Annotated in this window: 13 protein-coding genes and 1 pseudogene; 4 read left to right on the top strand and 10 right to left on the bottom strand. The window is 65.6% G+C overall.

Going from position 1 to position 19,231, the window contains the following annotated elements; genetic code table 11:
- Position 1: 1 nt before the first annotated feature.
- Positions 2 to 976, bottom strand: a complete 975-nt coding sequence (locus ACXJLH_RS25075; protein WP_457447007.1) for a hypothetical protein — start codon at positions 974 to 976, stop codon at positions 2 to 4.
- A gap of 451 nt (positions 977 to 1,427) precedes the next feature.
- On the opposite strand from ACXJLH_RS25075, the gene ACXJLH_RS25070 reads away from it, so the two are divergent.
- Positions 1,428 to 3,539 (top strand): TonB-dependent receptor plug domain-containing protein, encoded by a 2,112-nt coding sequence (locus ACXJLH_RS25070; RefSeq protein ID WP_457354954.1) that lies wholly within the window; start codon positions 1,428 to 1,430, stop codon positions 3,537 to 3,539.
- Here ACXJLH_RS25070 and ACXJLH_RS25065 read toward each other — a convergent pair.
- The 5 genes from ACXJLH_RS25065 to ACXJLH_RS25045 all read right to left on the bottom strand — a co-directional run bounded on the left by ACXJLH_RS25065 (position 3,527) and on the right by ACXJLH_RS25045 (position 9,456).
- Positions 3,527 to 4,309, bottom strand: a complete 783-nt coding sequence (locus ACXJLH_RS25065) for a citrate synthase family protein (RefSeq protein WP_056196054.1) — start codon at positions 4,307 to 4,309, stop codon at positions 3,527 to 3,529. The genes ACXJLH_RS25070 and ACXJLH_RS25065 overlap by 13 nt on opposite strands.
- The gene (locus ACXJLH_RS25060; protein WP_457394102.1) at positions 4,306 to 5,106 is read right to left on the bottom strand and encodes a citryl-CoA lyase; all 801 of its coding nucleotides are present in this window, start codon (positions 5,104 to 5,106) and stop codon (positions 4,306 to 4,308) included. Before ACXJLH_RS25060 ends, ACXJLH_RS25065 begins: the two co-directional genes overlap by 4 nt.
- Positions 5,103 to 6,956, bottom strand: a complete 1,854-nt coding sequence (locus ACXJLH_RS25055; RefSeq protein ID WP_457447005.1) for a thiamine pyrophosphate-binding protein — start codon at positions 6,954 to 6,956, stop codon at positions 5,103 to 5,105. Before ACXJLH_RS25055 ends, ACXJLH_RS25060 begins: the two co-directional genes overlap by 4 nt.
- Positions 6,957 to 7,266: 310 nt before the next feature.
- On the bottom strand, positions 7,267 to 8,511 hold the full coding sequence (locus tag ACXJLH_RS25050; RefSeq protein ID WP_457447003.1) for a M28 family metallopeptidase: 1,245 nt from the start codon (positions 8,509 to 8,511) through the stop codon (positions 7,267 to 7,269).
- Positions 8,512 to 8,544: 33 nt separating this feature from the next.
- Positions 8,545 to 9,456, bottom strand: a complete 912-nt coding sequence (locus ACXJLH_RS25045) for a DUF6929 family protein (protein WP_457447002.1) — start codon at positions 9,454 to 9,456, stop codon at positions 8,545 to 8,547.
- 305 nt (positions 9,457 to 9,761) lie between these two features.
- Here ACXJLH_RS25045 and ACXJLH_RS25040 point away from each other — a divergent pair, with 305 nt between their 5' ends.
- Genes ACXJLH_RS25040 through ACXJLH_RS25030 form a run of 3 tightly spaced genes read left to right on the top strand, consistent with a single transcriptional unit; the run spans position 9,762 to position 16,429 of the window.
- Entirely contained in the window at positions 9,762 to 11,765 is a 2,004-nt protein-coding gene (locus ACXJLH_RS25040) for a response regulator (RefSeq protein ID WP_082532583.1), read from the top strand.
- On the top strand, positions 11,762 to 12,823 hold the full coding sequence (locus ACXJLH_RS25035) for a diguanylate cyclase (RefSeq protein ID WP_457325068.1): 1,062 nt from the start codon (positions 11,762 to 11,764) through the stop codon (positions 12,821 to 12,823). The genes ACXJLH_RS25040 and ACXJLH_RS25035 overlap by 4 nt, the downstream gene beginning before the upstream one ends.
- Before the next feature lie 27 nt (positions 12,824 to 12,850).
- Complete coding sequence (locus ACXJLH_RS25030; RefSeq protein WP_457447000.1) at positions 12,851 to 16,429, top strand: PAS domain S-box protein; 3,579 nt, start codon at positions 12,851 to 12,853, stop codon at positions 16,427 to 16,429.
- Here ACXJLH_RS25030 and ACXJLH_RS25025 read toward each other — a convergent pair.
- From ACXJLH_RS25025 to ACXJLH_RS25010, 4 genes and pseudogenes are all read right to left on the bottom strand, one after another.
- A pseudogene (locus tag ACXJLH_RS25025) lies at positions 16,389 to 16,658 on the bottom strand (cation transporting ATPase C-terminal domain-containing protein); the annotation flags it as partial. The gene ACXJLH_RS25030 and the pseudogene ACXJLH_RS25025 sit on opposite strands and share 41 nt — an antisense overlap.
- A gap of 238 nt (positions 16,659 to 16,896) precedes the next feature.
- Positions 16,897 to 17,118, bottom strand: a complete 222-nt coding sequence (locus tag ACXJLH_RS25020) for a DUF6929 family protein (RefSeq protein ID WP_457447076.1) — start codon at positions 17,116 to 17,118, stop codon at positions 16,897 to 16,899.
- Positions 17,106 to 18,764: a hypothetical protein gene (locus ACXJLH_RS25015; RefSeq protein WP_457446999.1), complete on the bottom strand. Its 1,659-nt coding sequence runs from the start codon at positions 18,762 to 18,764 to the stop codon at positions 17,106 to 17,108. The genes ACXJLH_RS25020 and ACXJLH_RS25015 overlap by 13 nt, the downstream gene beginning before the upstream one ends.
- A 264-nt stretch (positions 18,765 to 19,028) precedes the next feature.
- Positions 19,029 to 19,151 (bottom strand): hypothetical protein, encoded by a 123-nt coding sequence (locus ACXJLH_RS25010; protein ID WP_457447074.1) that lies wholly within the window; start codon positions 19,149 to 19,151, stop codon positions 19,029 to 19,031.
- Between the last annotated feature and the right edge of the window lie 80 nt (positions 19,152 to 19,231).

The raw sequence follows: 19,231 nt of genomic DNA, 5'->3' as shown, positions 1-19,231 counted from the left end.
CTCAGCTGGAGGGATAGACCAGATCGAATCCCGACTGCACGGTGGCGACGTCAAGTCCCAGGTGCGCGGCGGTGCGGATGTTGATGGCGGCGCGTGCCTGGCGCAACGGCAGCACGCCGGCCGCGCCCGCTTTAGGGTTGGACGCGAGGCGTTGGGCCGACACGGCCAGTGAGCGCCCGAGTTCATGGTTGTCCGGGTAGAGCGAAAACAGTGCGCCGCGCTTCACATGCGCCAGGTGGCTGGAGAACACGGCGATGTTGCGGTTCCAGCCTTCCTTGAGCACCAGCGTGAGCACGACGTTGTCGTCCACGGTCGTCGGGTCCTGCGGCAGCCAGACGGCGTCGCGGGCCGGGTCGGCCGAGGCCAGCAGCTGGGCGTAGGCGCGCAGAGCCTCGGCCTGATCGGCGGCTTCCTGGGCCAGCAGCTCCAGGCCTTCGGCCCGGGCCGCCTCGCGCGCCAGCTTCACCAGCCAGGTGTTCAGCTTGGGGTCGTAGACCAGGTGCACACGACGCGTGGACGACTTCAGGCGCCGGAGTCGCGCGAGCAGCAAGGCCGGGTCGGGCGCCAGCGTGTGGATGGGAAAGTTGCGGGCCTCGGACTCCTGCACCGACACGACGCAGCCGACCATCACGGCCAGCTCGTCGGCCAGCGCCGCCGCGACGCGCATGCCGCCGCGCCCCAGGCCGATCAATACCTTGACTTCTCGCTTGCGCACCTCGTCGGCGACCTGCGCCGGATTGGCGTTGCTGGCCAACGCGAAGCTCGTGACCGAGCCGCCGAGCTTGTCCTCGATGCCCTCGATGATGGTGGTGAAGACCTGGCGAAAGGGCTCGCCGAGTTCGGGATAGACAACCACCAGCGAGCGCCCGAGCTCGGCCGCCGCGGCCGAACCACCGGTCAGCACCACGGCACCGCCCAGGGCCTGCTGCAACAAGGCGCGGCGCGTGGCGGGGCGAAGGCAACCGGGCTCAGTCAAAAGAAGAACGCTGTGTGGCAGGGTCGGGACAGGTGGGCGGCATTATGCAAAGGCCCGGACGCCTTGGCGGTACAGAGCCGGAACAGCGGCGCGCGCCGAGGAACAGCGTCGTCCTCGACATGCCGTTGCGCAGCAGCGGTTCAGGCATGAACAGGCTGCAGATGCCGAGGCGGATGCACAGCGGCAAACGCCACCGCAACGACGCCGAAAGCCCGTCGCAACGGCGCATGGCAAGAGGCTTTCGATAGGCAACCGGAGGCAATCAATGGGGCTCTGAGCGTTCCGACGCCGGGCGCAAGGTGGGGCATTATGCAGACGGCCACAGGCCTCATGCGCTCCGCTCCGGGAGGAGTTCACGATCGCGCCACAGTCTCTGACGCGACTAGCCGGACCGCCCCTGGGTAACAGCACAATACGCGCCCATTCACCCTCCACCTCGGAGACGCTGGCAATGAGACCTTTCTTTGGCTTGGTGATCCTCGGCGGCGTCTGCCTGACGGCCGCGTCGTCACCTGCCCTCGCACAGGGGCCCAGCGAAGAGGAAGAACTGGCCCAGGTCTACGGCGACAAGACCACCATCAGCATCGCCACCGGTACGGCCCAGACCCTGCGCCGCGCGCCTGCCGTGGCGACCGTCATCACGGCCCAGGACATTGCCGTCATGGGCGCCGCCGACCTGGACGAGGTACTGGAGACCGTGCCGGGCCTGCACGTGAGCCGCAGCACCGGGGCCTATTCGCCGCAGTACCTGATCCGCGGCGTGGCCAGCGATTTCAATCCTCAGGTGCTGATGCTGCAGAACGGCGTGCCCATGACCACGCTGTATGTCGGCAGCCGTGGCGTCATCTGGGGCGGCCTGCCGCTGCAGAACATCGCGCGCATCGAGATCATCCGCGGCCCAGGCTCGGCGCTGTATGGCGCCGACGCCTATTCGGGCGTCATCAACATCATCACCAAGAGCGCACAGGACATCCAAGGCACCGAGCTGGGCCTGCGCGCCGGCTCCTTCAGCACCCGGGACGCCTGGCTGCAGCATGGCGGCAAACTGGGCGCCCTTGACCTGGCCGCCTTCCTGCGCGTCGGGCGCAGCGATGGTTTCAGGCGCATCGTCGAGTCGGACGCCCAGACCGGCCTGGACGCCGTGTTCGGCACCCACGCCAGCCTGGCGCCGGGCCCCGTCAGCACGGGCTATCACGCCGTCGATGGCGGCCTGGAGCTGGGTTACGGCAAGTGGCGGCTGCACGCCGGCTACAAGGACCGCCGCGACGTGGGCACAGGCGCGGGCATCGCCGGCGCCCTCGATCCCGTGGGGCGAATGGGATCGCAACGCGCCGAACTCGATACGGGTCTCAGTGATGTCGACCTGTCGTCGGGGTGGCGGCTGAGCGTGAACGCCAGCTATCTGCACTACACGCAAAAGCTCTCCGTGCCCGTCCAACTGTTCCCGCCCGGGGCTTTTGGCGGCTCATTCCCGAACGGCGTGTTCGGCTCACCCAACACCTGGGAGCGGCAGGCGCGCCTGTCCACCGCCCTCACCTACAGCGGCTGGGCCGGCCATCATTGGCGCATCGGTCTCGGTCACGACGACCTGAATCTCTACCGCACCCGGGAGTTGAGGAACTTCAACGTCATCACGTCGGGGCCTCTCACCGGCGTGCCGGTTCCCACACCCGGCGGCCAGCTCATCGAGGCGCCGGTGAACGACTCCTTCCTGGCGCCTCACCAGCGCCGTGTCGACTACGCCTACATCCAGGACGAATGGAGCTTCGCCAGGGACTGGACATTGACGGCCGGCGTGCGGCAGGACCGCTATTCCGATTTCGGCCGCACCACCAACCCGCGCGTCGCGCTGGTGTGGGACGCCAGCCTGGACCTCACCGCCAAGCTGCTCTACGGCAGCGCGTTCCGGGCGCCGTCGTTCAACGAGCAATACGGCGTCAACCCGGTGGCCAGCGGCAATGCGGCCATCCGGCCCGAGACCATGCGTACAGTCGAAGCCGCGCTGCAGTGGCATGCCAGCCGGGAGCTGCAGCTGAACTTCAATGTCTTCCGCTATGCCATGGGGGACATCATCAAGACCACCTCCAACCCGGCGCCCGCACCCGGCGCGACCTTCCGCAATGCCGGCTCGCAGCATGGCACCGGCGCCGAGGTCGAGTGGGTGTGGGATGCGCGGCGCGATCTGCGCTTCACCGGCAACTATGCCTACCAGCGCTCCATCGACGAGTTGAACCGGACCGACGCCGGTTATGCCCCGCACCACCACCTGAATGCACGGCTCGACTGGTCATTCGTGGGTGATTCCACCCTCAGCGGACGGGTCAACCGCGTGGGCGACCGCGTGCGCGTCTACGGCGATGCCCGCCCCAACCTGCCCGGCTACACGACGCTGGACCTGAGCCTCAGGACCGCACTTGCCAAGACAGGCTGGGAGCTGTCCCTCGCGCTGCTGAACGCCCTCAACGCCGATGTGCGCGAACCCAGCCTGCCCAGCACCGGCATTGCCAACGACCTGCCCATGGCGGGGCGCTCGCTGACAGCTCAAGCCAGCTACAAGTTCTGAGTTCCAGGCCAGCGCCTCTTGGGCGCGCCCTCATAGGCCATGTGATCACAGGACAGCGGGAACAGCGCGCCCGCGGGGCGCTCGGCAGCCTCGATATAGCAGGGCGTCATGCCCGCCAGCAGCATCGGCACCTGGAAGTGGTGGAATTCGGTGACCGACAGGCCCAGGTCCGCGGCCAGTCCCGCGGTGAAAGCCGCATAGTTCATCTTCAGCCGCGCATCGCGTGCGACCAGCAAGCGCTCAACCTCGTGCGCCAGGGCGAGGTGGGGTCCGCCGGCCAGCCCCAGCTCGCGGGCAATGCCCAGCAGCCAGGGCAGGCGCTCATCGGTCGAGTGGATGGGGCGGCCGTAACCAAAGATGCGCCGCTGCGCCAGCTCCTGCTGCACGATGTCCGCCAGCGGTTCACCCGCACTGACGCCGCGCTGCGCCTTGATGAGGAAGTCGATCGCCCGCACGCAGGGATGGCCGCCGTAGACGGTCGCCTCCGACATGCCCAGCGCGGCCGACATGCCCAGCGCCGGCGTGCTGCGCGCACTGCCTGCCAGCGCCGCGACGCGGTTGTTCCACAGGCGCGCATCGGGGTAGCTGGTGCAGACCCACATCGCGTGCAGAAGCTTCAGCGCCGGTTCGTCGAAGCGCCGGCCGGTGATCGACAGCATGTAGAGCTCGACCCAGTCTGCGTGCCGCAGGTCTTCGTGCAGGTCATGGCCAAGAAAGACCGCACGGGTGCCGACAAAGGCCTTGCCGGCGCGTGTTGCCAACGGCTTCATGCGGCCACCTGTTCGGCAGGGTCGTTCAGCAGGTCCAGCTCGAAGAACGGGAACTGTTTGGGGCCGATGCCGCGCTGCTCCAGCGCATGCGCGGCGGCACCGGGCAGACGCAGCAGCAGGTAAAGCATCTCGCCCTGCTCTGCCGTGAAGCCCAGGTCGGTCAAGGCGGCGGCGGCCACGCCCGTCATGGCCAGCGGCATGCCCGCCACGGCTTCCAGCGCCGGCTGCTGGCTTGCCAGCCAGGCGCTGCGCAGGCTCCTGGTATTGCGCGCCAGGTGGGCCAGCAGTTGCTGGGCGAGGGGCGCCATGCGCTCGGCGTGCGCGTCGAAGCCCGGCAGGTGATCGCATTCGGGCCAGATGCTGGCCACGCCAGCGTCGGTCTGGCGGAGTGCCTGCGTCCACGGCGCGAGGTCGGTGCCGCAGCGCTGCCAGAGTTGCATCGCATGGAAGACCTCGCGCGCACCGCCTTGCTGGCCGGCGCCCACCGCCAGCGCGGCCATCAGGCTGGCGGCGGCGGTCGAGCCACCGGTGCCGGCGCACATCGCCGCATGCACCGACGGGTCGCGCGGCCCCGGATTGGCCAGCGCAAGTGCCAGGTCTTCCAGCAACGCAGCCTGCGCGGGCTCGGGCGCTTCACCGCGGAACAGCAGGAAGAGCATCTCGACCCAACGCGCACGCCCCAGCATCTCGCCATAGACGTCATAACCGTGGCAGTAGGCGGCGCGCGTGGCGAAGGCGTTGCCGGGCTCGGGCTCCTCCAGCCAGATGCGCGTGTGCACTCGCTGCAGCGCTGTCATCGCGCCGTACCCAGCGTCTTCATGCGCAGATTCATCGGCGGCACTTCCTCGCCATCAATGCGGATGTCCAGCAGAGTCGGCCCCTGGCGCGACAGCAGCGCGTCGAAGTCCAGCGCGTCCAGGTCCTGCGGCGAGCGGATCACGTGCCCCGGGATGCCCATGGCCATGGCCATCATGGCGAAATCGACCTTGGGCAGCTGAAAGCCGATGGGCTCCGCACCCGCCAGGCGCTGGCCATGCTTGACCATGCCCAGCGCGCCGTCGTTGAGCACGACATAGAGCACAGGCAGACCCAGCTCGGCGGCCACGGTGATCTCCTGGCCATTCATCAGGTAGCTGCCGTCCCCCGTCAGGCAGACGACCGGGCAGCGCCGGTTGGCCATCGCAATGCCCACCGCCGAACCAATGGCCCAACCCATGGGCGCGAAGTCCATCGTCACGCGCAGCCAGCTGGAGCTGCGCGAGCGCCTTTCCTTGCCGGCCGGCAGATAGGCACCACCCGGCATGCGGGCGCGCTGGTCGTGCGGCGCCAGATAGTGCACCGCCCAGGCGGCGCTGTTGCCGGCGTCGGCGACGAAACGGGTCTGCGGCGGGCAACGCTCGCTCAGGGTGGCCAGCAGGCGCTGCGGCTTCACCGGCGCGCTGTCGCTGTGGATGGCTTGCGGGTTGTCGACCATGGCCTCGTAGGCCTGGCGCGCCACCTGCGGATGCATGAAGGGCAGCAGTTGCCCTTCCGGACCGTTCTGCGACGGGGCCAGCAGCGTCATCAGCTGCTCGCACACCGACTTGATGTGGCCGCGCACATGCAGCCGCGCCATCTGCGAGCGCATCAGGTTCTCGTCGCTGTCGTCCACATGGACGAGGCGGCTGTTCAGCAGCGCGGCCGACCAGCCGCCGCTGTTGAACTCACCGAAGCCCGTGCCCAGGGCGATGACCAGATCGGGCTCGCTCGACAGCAGCTCGGCCGCGCTGGCGTGGCCGCCAAAGCCGAACACACCGCGAAAACGCGGGTGACGCGGGTTGATGAAGCCCTTGCCGTCGGGCGTCGTGATGAAGCTGCCGTCGGTCAGCTGCACCAGCTGCATCAATTCGTTGGCGGCATCGCCACATCCATCACCAATCAGCCACACGGGCTGGCGGGCCGAGAACAGCAGGCGCGCGAGCTGGCGCACGGAGGGCAGGTCGACCATGGCTGGCGCGCGGCGCAGCAGGCCGGCGAAGTCCGGCGTTTCCATGCCGTCGGGCAGAGGCTCGCGCAGGATGTCCACCGGGATGGACAGGTGACTGGGGCCGCTGGGGGCCCGCTGCGCCTGCATCAGCGCGTTGAAGAGCTTGGTGGGCAGTTGCTCGGCGTGCGAGACCAGCGAGTTGTAGCGCGTGCAGGGGCGGAACATCGCCATTGTGTTGATGCCGGTGCAGCTCGATTCCTGCAGCGCGCCCTTGCCGAAGTTCTTGATCGGCGGCTGGCCGGTGATGACCAGCATGGGCACGTTGTTGTCATAGGCGCAGGCCACGCCGGTGATCAGGTTGGTGGCACCCGGCCCCGAGGTGGCGATGCACACGCCGATGCGGCCGGTCTCGCGGGCATAGCCGTCGGCCATGTAAGCCGCACCTTGTTCGTTGCGGGCCACGACGGCCTGTGGGCCACCGCGGCGAGCGCTGCGCGCCAGGGCGTTGTAGAGCGGTTCGATGGCGCCGCCCGGGACGCCGAACACATATTCGACGCCCAGCGCGGCCAATGCATCGACCAGCAAATCGGCGGCGTCGCGCACGGCAGGTTCGCGCGCCCCATCCGACGCCGGATGGGACGCCTCGGTATAGAACGGGGCGAGAGCAGTATTTGATTCCACGTTGCAGCAGTCGATAGACACCGCACCGGAAGGCCGCATGGCGCTGCGAAGAGCGCCATGCACCTGCTTGTCGGCACGACATCGGGAAGGATGAGTCCACCATCGATGAACCCAGAACGGTCGTCCGAAACCATTCGGACAACCTCGCTCCTCCCTACGTGCGCTTGGGGCGCCGGTGCTGACTACACCTGGCCCTGCGACATCTATGCCAGCACGTGAATACGTTTCCGCAACCGCGCAATGACCGCAACTGTATCCATATGCAACAAAACTACATCCCCGCGAATGCGGGCGGCAGGACATCACAGGGTCAGGGCTTGACCTTCACTCCTGTAAGTTGCGCGACAGCTGCGAGTGTTGTCTGCGCCGCGTTGAGGCCGAGCAGGAAATCCTTGTCCGAGTAGTTCACGAACAGGTCGGTCGGCTGATGCCAATGCGGGTTCCAGCCTGCGCCGATCTGCTGGCCGCGCTCGTTCTCGCGCAGCGAGATGGCCGGTACCTCGTCCATGAAAGGTGTGGAGTCGGTGTTGGTCATGTGAAAGCCCACGGCCGCTGGGTAGTTCGTCGCGTACTTGTCGTTCGCAGCGCGGAAGTGCCAGGCCAGCTTGGCCGCGCCGTCCGCATGCTTGGACGTGGACTGATACTCGATGTTCACGTCGGCCTCGGCACGCTGCTCCTTCGGCGGCGCGTAGACCGGCTGGCCTTTGGCATCGAGCACTGGCTTGCCCGCCGCGTCCAGCTTTGGGACCGGCATGCCGTGGTCGAACATCATCATGTCGTGCTGGATCATGCCCAGCCACTTCGGCTCCGGGTAAAGCCCTGAGCCCTTGGGCGATTCGATGCCCTGCAGCCCCTTGCGCTGCTCGACATAGGCATAGGCGCCGTTCAGGCCGGTCTCCTCGTTGTTCCACAGCACGAAGCGGATGGAGCGCTCCGTCGTCACGCCGGGCAGGCTGAAGATGCGCGCCAGCTCCATGACCAGCGCCGTGCCTGAGCCGTTGTCATTTGCCGCCTCGCCCCAGCCGATGCCGTCCATGTGCGCGCCGACGATGTACATCTCGTCGGGCCGGGTGGTGCCGACTTTGGTGCAGTAGACGTTCTCGCGCAGCGAAGTGCCCTCGGGCGTCGGCTCGGCATTGAGCTTGCGCAGGCGCTCGTCGGGTTGGGCCAGCGGGTCGGTATTCACGCCGATGGGCGCTCGCTTGCCGAACAGCGTGCTGCCGCCCTGCCCCGCCGGGCCACCGGCCAGCGGGCCGCGCGGCGCGGCCGGTGTGCGCTTGGCGGGTTCGGTGAAGGAGTACTGCAACCGCTCGGTGTTCGTGCAGCCATAGCTTTTCAACTGCGCCTCGATCCAGTCCAGCGCCGCCCGGTTGCGCGCGGTGCCCTGGCGACGGTCACCGAACTGGGTCAGACCCTTGATGGTGGCCTTGTACTTCTCGAGCTCCAGGTGCTTGACCAGGGTGGCGACGGGATCGGCCGCATCGGCGGCTTGCGCCTGGGCCAGGCCGGTGGCAGCGATCAGTGCGGCGGCGACGGTGGCGGTCTTGAAGGACATGGCTGGCGAAGTTGAGTCGGGCAGGCACGCATCCTAGGCCGGCAGCCCCAGGCTCGCCGACAGCAGCAAGGCCGGCGTGGCGCGGTCATCCGGGTCGGTCACGAGCAACAGTTGCAGGGCGCCCTTCCCGACGTTCACGGCGATGCCCTCGGCCTTGCAGCGCAAGGACAGCGGCCACATGCCGACCAAGCGCCCATCCGCCGCCACGACCCCGACGGCCGACCCTCGGCACGGGCCGTCCAGATAGCTGTCATCCGTGGCCTCCGCCGCCGCGCAGAACACCCAGCCCCCACCTGGCAGCGCCGCGCCATCGGTGAAGCACAGCGGCACGCCGTCGATGTCACCCAGTTCGTACGGCGTGCTCGACACCCGCTCGGGCGCCTGCCCCGCGCCGTCCAGCCAAGCCTGGATCGCCAGCCAGTCGTAGCTGATCAGCACATTGACCGGGCTGGCCTGGTTGCCCCGCTGCAGCAGGCAGAAGCGGCCTGCCGCGACAAAGGCGCCCTCGATGTTCAGGCCCTCGTGCCGGGCGTGCAGCGGTGCGTACAAGGGCGAGAGATCGATCTCACGGACAGCGCCATGGAGCTCACCCGCCGCGTTGCACGCCAGCAGCGCCGCGCGTTGGCGTTGGGGCCGGGACCCGGAACCCAAGGCCAGCAGCGCACCTTGCGGGCAGCCCGCCCAGGGCGGCAAGCGGGCCAGCGCCTCCAGGTCGGGCTTGGCGGCCTTGCGGGCCTTGGGCTTGTCAGGCAGTTCGCCGTCGAAGAGCCTGTGCAGCCGGCCGGGGCGGTCGCCAGACAAGCCAAAGACGGCCAGCGTGTGCTCGTCATCGGCAACGACAAACAGCCGCTGCCCCACCTGAACCAACCCGCTGGCTGCGCTGAGGTGGCCCAGAGCGGCGTCCGTCTCGACGGACAGTGTTCGGATGACTCGGACCTCCAGCATGGCAAAACTCCGGCAAGCGTGCCGGCGATGCTAGTCGTGCCCGGAGAGCAGCATCGACGCCAGGCTGAGGTGGGGACGCCAGCTGGGGCGCGTTTGGAAGGGTGTGCATCAGCTCGATGACGTCCACCGCCTACCTCCACACGCGTCCCGACACCAGTCCTGTGTTCCAGATGAAGGGCTCGATGTGCACATTTCGTCACGAAATCTCGAGCGCAAACCGATGAATGGTCGGCAGTTCAGGTGATCGGATCGATCGCTAAACCCCATACTGAGCGGCGAACCGCACACGAACCTGAAAGGCTCTGATGGCACCGCGTGAGGTTCGATTGCTTTTGGTCGACGACGACCCGTCCGCGATCCAGGTCATGGCGCGGATGTTGTCGGAGTACCCCGATCAGCGCTTCGCCACATCAGGCCAAGCCGCACTGCGGCTGGCACGTGAGCTGACCCCTGATCTCATCGTGCTGGATGTCGACATGCCTGGCATGACCGGGCTCGACGTGTGTGAGGCGCTGAAGGCCGACCCGGTCTTGGCTGATGTCCCTGTCATCTTCGCAACCAGCCACGACCCCACGACCCTGCTGCAAGTCACGGCCTTCCGCAAGGGCGGGTCCGATTTCGTCACCAAGCCGCTGATCGCGGTCCAGTTGACAGCCCGCGTGCGTGCGCACCTGCGCACCAAACTGCTGATCGAGGATCTGCAACGCGACAGCCTCGCATCGGGTGCCGCGCCGCCGCCGCCAGGCACGCAGACTCCGCGACTGCTGGTCGTCGACGATGACGTTGCATCGATCTACGTGCTGCGCAAGACGCTGGCCGCAATGGGCGATTTTTACTTTGCCAAGAACGGCGAGGAAGCCTTGGACCTCGCGCGTCGCCTGCTGCCGGACCTGATCCTGCTCGACGCGCACATGCCGGGTATCGACGGATTCGACGTGTGCAGGACGCTCAAGGCGGAAGCCGCCTTCAGGCACGTGCCGATCGCTTTCATCACCCGGTTCTCCGATCCGCGCAGCGAGATGCGTGCGCTCGATCTCGGTGCGGCAGATTTCATCGCCAAGCCCTACACCCGGGCTGTTCTGCAGGCACGTGTGCGCAACCTGCTCGACCTGAAGCGACGCACCGATGCCGAGCTGGAGTCGGTGCGCGAACACCTGCAGCGCGTGGGTGATGCGCGCGTCGCAGACATCGTCGGCGCCGCATCGGACGCCATCGTCACCTGCAATGCCGACGACAAGGTGGTGTTGATCAACGCTGCGGCTTGCCGCATGTTCGCCGTCGAGCACCAGCAGGCCATCGGGTCGCCGATGCAAGCGCTGTTGGGCGAGGCTGCGTTGATTGACAACCAAGCTCAGAACGCCCCGGTCCGCACCACGGTCACGCGTGCGAGCGGTGAATGCTTCCCGACCGAGATGTCGGTGTCGCGGGTTGGCGAAGGTCCGGACCGCCTGACCACCGTGATGCTGCGCGACATCAGCGACCGTGATCGGCTCGAGGCCGAATCACGCTCGCGCATCGAAGCCGAAACGGCCAGCCGCACCAAGACGCTGATGCTGTCCTACATCGCCCACGAGATGGGCAACCCCTTGAATGGCATGCTCGGTTTCGCCCAGCTGATGGCGGCCGATGAGAAGCACCCGATGTCTGCGGTCCAGGCACAGCGCCTGACGCAGATCCTGGCCAGCGGCAAGCACTTGGAAGTCCTGATGCGCGACGTGATGGACCTCGGCCGCTTGGAGACCGGCAAGCTGACGGTCGAGTTGCGCCCAGTGAACGCCGCCCGGTGCGCGCAAGACGCCGCAGAGGCGGTCTCGGCGCTGGCGCAGCGGGCCGGCGTGACGCTGACATGCCCGCTCCCGTCGGCACCCGCCCGCTGCGCCGCCGACGTCGGACGGCTGCACCAGTGCCTGTTGAACCTGCTGACGAACGCCATCAAGTACAACCGGCCCGGCGGTTGGGCAAGGATAGCGGTGACCGGCGATTCGCAAGCGGTCGCGATTGCCGTGAGCGACAACGGCTTCGGCATGGACGCGTTGCAGCGCCAGCACCTGTTCGAACCCTTCAACCGCCTCGGCAGACAGCTGGGCTCGACGCCCGGCGCAGGCCTTGGGCTGATGATCACGCGTCAGTTCGTGGAGGCGATGAACGGTCAGTTGCGCGTCGAGAGCGAGCCGGGTCAGGGAAGCTGCTTCACCATCTCGCTGCCCGGTGCGCCCGACCCCGGTGAAGACACCATCAACCACGCATCATCAAACGCCGCTCTTCGAGCGGGTGACGCCGTTTCGCACGACGTCAACGACGGTCCATGAGCGACAACATCCTGCTGGTCGACGACGACCCATCCGCAATTCGTCTGCTGAGTCATATGCTGGCGGACGTGGGCAACTTGCGCTTCGCGACCAGCGGGGAGGATGCGCTGCGACTTGCGAGAGAGTCGGCGCCCGATCTGGTACTGCTCGATGCAGAAATGCCCGGCATGAGCGGGTTCGAGATTCTCGAAGCGCTCAAGGCAGACCCGGGACTCGAGGACGTGCCGGTGATTTTCGTGACCAGCCACAGCGAGCCCGAATTCGAACTGTCTGGGTTCGAGCTTGGCGCGGCCGACTTCATCGCCAAGCCCGTGAGCGCACCGTTGGTCGTGGCGCGGGTCAAGACCCAGCTGCGTGTCAAGCACATCGCCGACGAGTTGCGCCGGATCGCGACGATCGACGTGCTGACCGGTGTCACCAATCGGCGGGGTTTCGACGACGCGCTGGCGCATGAATGGCGCCGCGCCCGGCGGGCCGGTGACCCGCTGGCCGTGCTGATGATCGATGTCGACCACTTCAAGTCATTCAATGATCACTATGGTCATCCGGCGGGCGATGTGTGCCTGCGGGCCGTCGCGCAGACCCTGGCGAGCACCAGCGTGCGCCCGGCGGATCTGGTTGCGCGCTACGGCGGGGAGGAATTCGTCGTGCTGCTGCCGCAGACATCGCGTCTGGGCGCCGAGCACGTGGCCCACAGCATGCTGAATGCCGTCGAAGCGCTGACCATCCGTCACGACGCCTCGTCGGCCGCATGCCACGTCACCGTCAGCGTGGGCGTCGCCTGCTACGACAACGCGAGCGAGTGCTGGGCAGAGCCCTCGGCCGACTCTCGCGCCGCTGGTCTTGGCAGGGGCCACTCCCCGCTTGACCTGGTGCGCGCTGCCGACAAGGCCATGTATTGCGCCAAGCGCGCCGGCCGGGCCCGGGCCATGCTGCTGGACATCTGTGACGTGGATGCGCCGCAGGGGGTGCGCGAGGCACGCCGCCCTCCGGCCGGTCACGACTCCGAGCAACTGAAGCACGGCGCACTCCTCGGCACCGCATTCCCGTCCGGCTGATTGATCACGCTCTCAACAAGGTTGCCCATGCCCAGAATCGCCGGCGATACCCCCACCCTTCCCAATCCCGTCGACGGCACCGTGGAGTACCTCAACGAGGTCCGGCGCCAGGAGGCATTGCTCAAGACGGGCGCACTGCAGAGTGCAATCTTCAACAGCGCCAACTTCTCAAGCATCGCGACCGACGCGAAGGGCGTGATCCAGATCTTCAACGTCGGCGCCGAGCGCATGCTGGGCTATTCGGCCAACGACGTGATGAACAAGATCACGCCGGCCGACATCTCCGACCCGCAGGAATTGGTCGCGCGTGCCGAAGCGCTCAGTGTCGAACTCGACACCTCGATCGCGCCGGGCTTCGAAGCCCTCGTGTTCAAGGCCTCGCGCGGCATCGAGGACATGTACGAGCTGACCTACATCCGCAAGGACGGCAGCCGCTTCCCGGCGGTCGTGTCAGTCACGGCGTTGCGCGATGTCGAAGATCGAATCATCGGCTACCTGCTGATCGGCACCGACAACACGGCCCGCAAGCAGGCGGAAGAGGCGCTGCTCAAGGCCGGTGCCCTGCAATCCGCGATCTTCAACAGCGCCAATTTTTCCAGCATCGCCACCGACGCGAAAGGTGTGATCCAGATCTTCAACGTCGGCGCCGAACGCATGTTGGGTTACGCGGCCGCCGACGTGATGAACAAGATCACGCCAGCCGACATCTCCGACCCACAGGAGGTGATCGCGCGCGCCTTGGCGCTCAGCGTCGAACTCGAGACCACCATTGCGCCGGGTTTCGAGGCGCTGGTATTCAAGGCCTCGCGCGGCATCGAGGACATCTACGAGCTGACCTACATCCGCAAGGACGGCAGCCGCTTGCCGGCCGTCGTGTCGGTCACTGCGCTGCGCGACGCCCAGAACGCCATCATTGGCTACCTGCTGATCGGCACCGACAACACCGCGCGCAAGCGCGCCGAAGAAGCGCTGCTGAAGGCCGGCGCCTTGCAGAACGCGATCTTCAACAGTGCCAACTTCTCGAGCATCGCCACCGACGCGAAGGGAGTGATCCAGATCTTCAACGTCGGCGCCGAGCGCATGCTGGGCTACACGGCCGCTGACGTGGTGAACAAGATCACGCCGGCAGACATCTCCGACCCGCCGGAATTGATTGAGCGGGCCAAGGCGCTGAGCGTCGAACTCGAAACCCCGATCGCCCCCGGCTTCGAGGCGCTGGTGTTCAAGGCCTCGCGCGGCATCGAGGACATCTACGAGCTGACCTATATCCGCAAGGACGGCAGCCGCTTCGGAGCGGTGGTGTCGGTGACTGCGCTGCGCGACGCGCAAGACGCCATCATTGGCTACCTCTTGATCGGCACCGACAACACCGCCCGCCAGCAGGTCGAAGAGGAGCGCCAGAAGCTCGACCAGCGCTTACGCGACCAGCACTTCTACACGCGCTCGCTGATCGAATCCAACATCGACGCGCTGATGACGACCGACCCGCGCGGCATCATCACCGACGTCAACAAGCAGACGGAGGCCCTGACCGGCTGCACGCGCGACGAGCTGATCGGCGCGCCGTTCAAGAACTACTTCACCGCGCCACACCGGGCGGAAGCAGGCATCAAGCGCGTGCTGGCCGAGGGCAAGGTCACCAACTACGAACTCACCGTGCGCGCCAGGGACGGCAAGCTCACCGTGGTGTCATACAACGCCACCACCTTTCATGACCGCGACCGGCAGCTGCAAGGCGTCTTCGCGGCGGCGCGCGACATCACTGAGCGCAAGCAGTACGAGGAATCGCTGCGTCACGCAACGCAAAAGGCCGAACAGGCCAATCGTGCCAAGAGCGAGTTTCTCGCCAACATGAGCCATGAGATCCGCACCCCAATGAACGCGGTCATCGGCCTGACCTATTTGCTCGGGGAGACCTCGCTGGACGAGGAGCAGGTGGCCTTTCTGGCGAAGGTCAAGCTCGCGAGCAAGTCGCTGCTCGTGGTGCTGAACAACGTGCTCGATCTGTCGAAGATCGAAGCCGGCGAGTTGATCGTCGAGAACACCGCATTCAGCCTGCGCAGTTTGCTGAAGGAGCTGAGCGACGTGATGGCGGTGCAGGCCGAGGCCAAGGGCGTCGCCTTCGAGATCGTCGTCGAGGACGAGCTGCCGGTGGTGCTGGAGGGCGATGCGACGCGCCTGAGCCAGATCCTGACCAACCTGCTGTCCAACGCGATCAAGTTCACCGAGCAAGGCAGTGTCGAGCTGCACGTGCGGATGCTTGCCGCCACGGCCCAGCATGCGACGCTGTCGTTTGCCGTGCAAGACACCGGCATCGGCATCGCGCCCGAAGTTCAGACGCAGTTGTTCGCGCCGTTTGCCCAGGCGGATGCGTCGATCACACGGCGCTTCGGTGGCACCGGGCTGGGGTTGTCTATCGTCAAGCGATTGGCAAACCTGATGGGCGGGCACGTGAACCTGGAGAGCACGCCCGGCGTCGGCAGCGTGTTCAGCGTCGTGCTGGACTTTGCGCTCGCCTCGCCGGATGCGGTGGCGCGGCTGGAGGCGCCTCCCGCCGCAGCCGGTGAACGCGCGCTGCTGGACATCCGTGTGCTGGTCGTCGACGACAGCGACATCAACCTGGATGTGACGAAGCGCATTCTCGAACTCGAGGGTGCGAAGGTCTTGCTCGCAAACAATGGACAGGAAGCCTTCGACCTTCTTGAGGCCCAGCCCCACGCCATCGACGTGGTGCTGATGGATGTGCAGATGCCGGTACTCGACGGCCACGACGCCACCCGGCGAATCCGCCTCGAACTGCACCTGGCGGACTTGCCGATCATCGCCCTGACTGCCGGTGCGCTGAGCAGCGAGCGACAACGCGCCACGGCGGCCGGAATGGACGACTACCTTGTCAAACCGTTCGACCCGCGGTCCCTGGTGGCCAGCATCCTGCGCCGCGTTGCACCTGTGAACGGCCGGCCCGTGCACCTGATTGCTGACTCGCCCGACACGTCGGCGCCGGATTCGCTGCCGCAGCCGTGGCCGGAGATCGAGGGGATCGACGGGTTGGACGTGCGCGAACGCCTGAGCAATGACTTCGGCTTGTTCAAATTGATGCTCAAGCGGCTGCTCGACGAGTTCCCGGACATCTCAATTCCGATCGCAGCGCAAGCCCCGATCGACCTCGCCATTCATGCCAGCCGCATGCACAAACTGAGGGGCAGCGCGGGTACCCTCGGAGCCAGGGAGATCCATCAACTGGCGGGCGAGGCGGAGACGGCTTGTGCCGCAGGAAACGTCGAGAGATTCGGCGATCTCGCGACGCGACTTGCCATCAAGCTGCACCGGCTGGGGGAATGTGTGGCGCCGTTGCTCGTGACAGCGCCGGCCCAGGCCGAGGATCCTTCTGCGGCCACCGGCGGCGACAGCCTCGAGCCGCAGGTCCTGGCCGATTTCGTCGGCCTGCTGCGCCAGCAAAGCATGTCGGCGATCGAACGTTTCAATGGTCTCGCCCCACAGCTGCAACGGCTCTTGAGCAAGGGCACGTTCGAACTGGTGCGTCAGCACATTGACGACCTGCAGTTCAGTGATGCCGCCGATGCGCTGGAGGCGGGCCCGTTGTAACCCGCATCACTGCCTTGCGCAGCTCACCCACCCACAGCACGCTGCTGGCCATGGCCACGCAGACGGCCCACTGCTGCGGGCTCAGCGGCGCGGTGCCGAAGGCCAGGTTCAGCGGCGGGAAGTGAACCACCGCCACCTGCAGCAGCGCCGATACCAAGATCGCGCCCCACAGCCAGTGGTTGACGAAGAGATTGCGGAAGGCGCTGGCCGTCTCTGATCGGGCGTTGAAGCAGTTGAACCTAGATCCGGTAGTTGGGCGCGCCCGAGGGGCTGGCGAGGCGGGCCGTTGGCAAGGCGCGCCGACGAAGTGGGCTCCTGCCCACGAGGAGAAGCAACGCGGCCAGCGGCTCGAAGCGCCAGACCAGCGGGCGTGAAGCGCTGCTCACCGAAGTGGTGAGCGTCGCCGAACCCGCAAGGTGTTGATGCATCGAGACTTTCGATGAGTAGTGAGCGGTCAACTGCCGGATCTAGGTTGAATAGCTGGGCCAGCACCAGTCGGGCTTGGCGGCCCTGCGGGCCTTGGGCTTGTCGGGCAGTTCGCCGCCGAAGAGCCGATGCAACTGGCCGGGGCGCTCGCCTGAGACGTCAAACACGGCCAGCGTGTGCTCGTCGTCGGCAACGACAAACAGCCGCGGCCCGAGCTGAACCAAGCCGCTGGCTGCGCTGAGGTACCCGTTTAAACGCCATATCTGCCTACTCGGATGGCGTTCAACAAACTCGTAGCCTTGATGCGCTCGAGCGCCTCCCTTGCTTTGGCCGTGATTTCAGGATGGTCGCTCTCTGCCCACCGCAATGACCACTTGATTAGGTTCGACAACTTGACGTCATCGTGCTGCTTAAGAAACATGGCGTGGTACTCATCGACAGAAGCGTTCGTCATTGCTGCGATGTGCTCGGGGTTGTAGCCACTGTTTTTGGCCATAAAGGTGACTGCCTCCTCCAACCCTGGCAGCTGTGTGAGTCCCGAATGAGCGGCATCGAACGTGGCTCGCAGCTTGGTGTCGTCTATCGTTCCGCCAAAGGGGTGCTCTTTCAAATCAAAAGTCGAGGGCTTGGCCTTGTTCGCATCGACAAACTTGTCGATCAAAGTGTCGGCAAGGTCGTCTCGCTTCAGATCGCGCAGCAGCCGGACGGTACCGTTGAGATCGCCACTGCTGATGTGGGCTATCGCGTGCAGCGATGCGTCATATAGCTCCGCGATGAATGCTTCCTGGTCGTTTGAAAATGAGTCGTGGAAACGACGCCAAGCCGCGATGAATGGCACGGACATCTCATTGCGGCGCTGATCTTCGTCTAGCTTCTTGGCAACGTCGACAAAGGCTGTACCTTCTACGTAGCCTTGTTCGACGATATGCGCAATGGCCAAATCAAGGTCACCAACGTGTGTGAAGCCGTAGGCCTTCAGCCGCTGCACCCAGGCCAAGGTGACGGGATCTTGCTCGGCTTCTTTCTTGAATGAGACTAGGGCCTTGTTCCAGCTCTCGATATCCTCAATTTTTGGCTTCGATACGTCGGGGGCATACGCGCACCAGCAAAGCAATACAGTGGTCGCAATGGAGGCCTCGATGACATTGGAGTGCATGCCTCCGATGGCAGCCACTATTCGCCTGATCAACTGGTGAAGCTTCCGTAGGATCCGCACGTTTGTGATGCCAAGATCGACGACATTACGCAAGACGAGATCGCGGTTTGGGAAAGTAGGATCAAACACGAGGTCGAATGCCTCCTGAACCGTCGGCGCGTACAGCACCTCGAAGTCAATCGCTTTCTCTCGGTAGGAGCGGTATGCATCCTTTGCGCCGAGCTGTTCGGCGTTGAAGATGAGGGCGACCTTGCAGCCACGTTCCTCGCTTAACTCGGTGATCAGTCCCAGCACGTCCTCGGCCTTGATTGTGCTCTGGCGCTCGAAGTCGTCAAAGCACACCAGAGTGTCGCGGACCGCGCTGGGGGCTAGCGCTTCCAGCCCCAGCGAGACGCTGCTGCCATGGGGCAGGCTTTTCATCATCGGGCTAAATCTGTCGAACCGCCCCTTTAACCAGTCCTTTGTAATCGAGCCCCAGTGTTCGTTGATTGTTTCTAGGTCGAGCTTCTTACCGAGGGTGGCCACCGCGACCGACTTGGTGAACAACGCCATTCGTAACTCGGTCATGCTGTTGATGCCGAAGAGACTGAGATAGCAGTATTGTTTGAATTTGATGTCGCCCTGGTGTGCCAGCAATGCCTCGCGCCAAGCGTAGGTCTTGCCAGTGCCCCAAGCTCCCGTTAACGCTAAGACGTCAGTTTCAGCGCTGCTCAAAAAGTCTTTTAGTACCGCCTTGGTGATCTGTACGCTCATCCTGTCGCCTGGTTGTCGTCACGAAGGGCAGGATATCGGGTTGAAGACGTTGCTAGGGGTGCATTTCACGGGTACCAATGAGTTCGGCCAGGCCTCAACATTGACCGTCCACTTGAAGGTGATTCAGGAAACTCCGGATACACCTGCTTTGATTCATGGGCTGCCGGTTATTTAAGGATGCCAAATGACCGCTTCCAGAAGTCGACGCACCCTCCAGCGCTATGGCGGCAGTCACCGCCCAGCCGCCGCCCCCCGCCACCCGCATCACCCCCTTGCGCATCTCCCCCACCCACAACACGCTGCTCGCCATCCCACGCACACCGCCCACTGCTGCAAGCTCAACGGTGCCGTACCAAAGGCCAGGTTCAGCGGCGGGAAGTGAACCACCGCCACTTGCGACCCCAGCGACAGCGCAATCGCGCCCCCAGCCAGCGGTTGACGAACAGGTTACGAAACGCGCTGGCCGT

Source organism: Roseateles sp. P5_E4, assembly GCF_054049255.1.
Note: the sequence above shows the minus strand (reverse complement) of the source record. Positions and strands in the feature narration are given on the sequence as shown.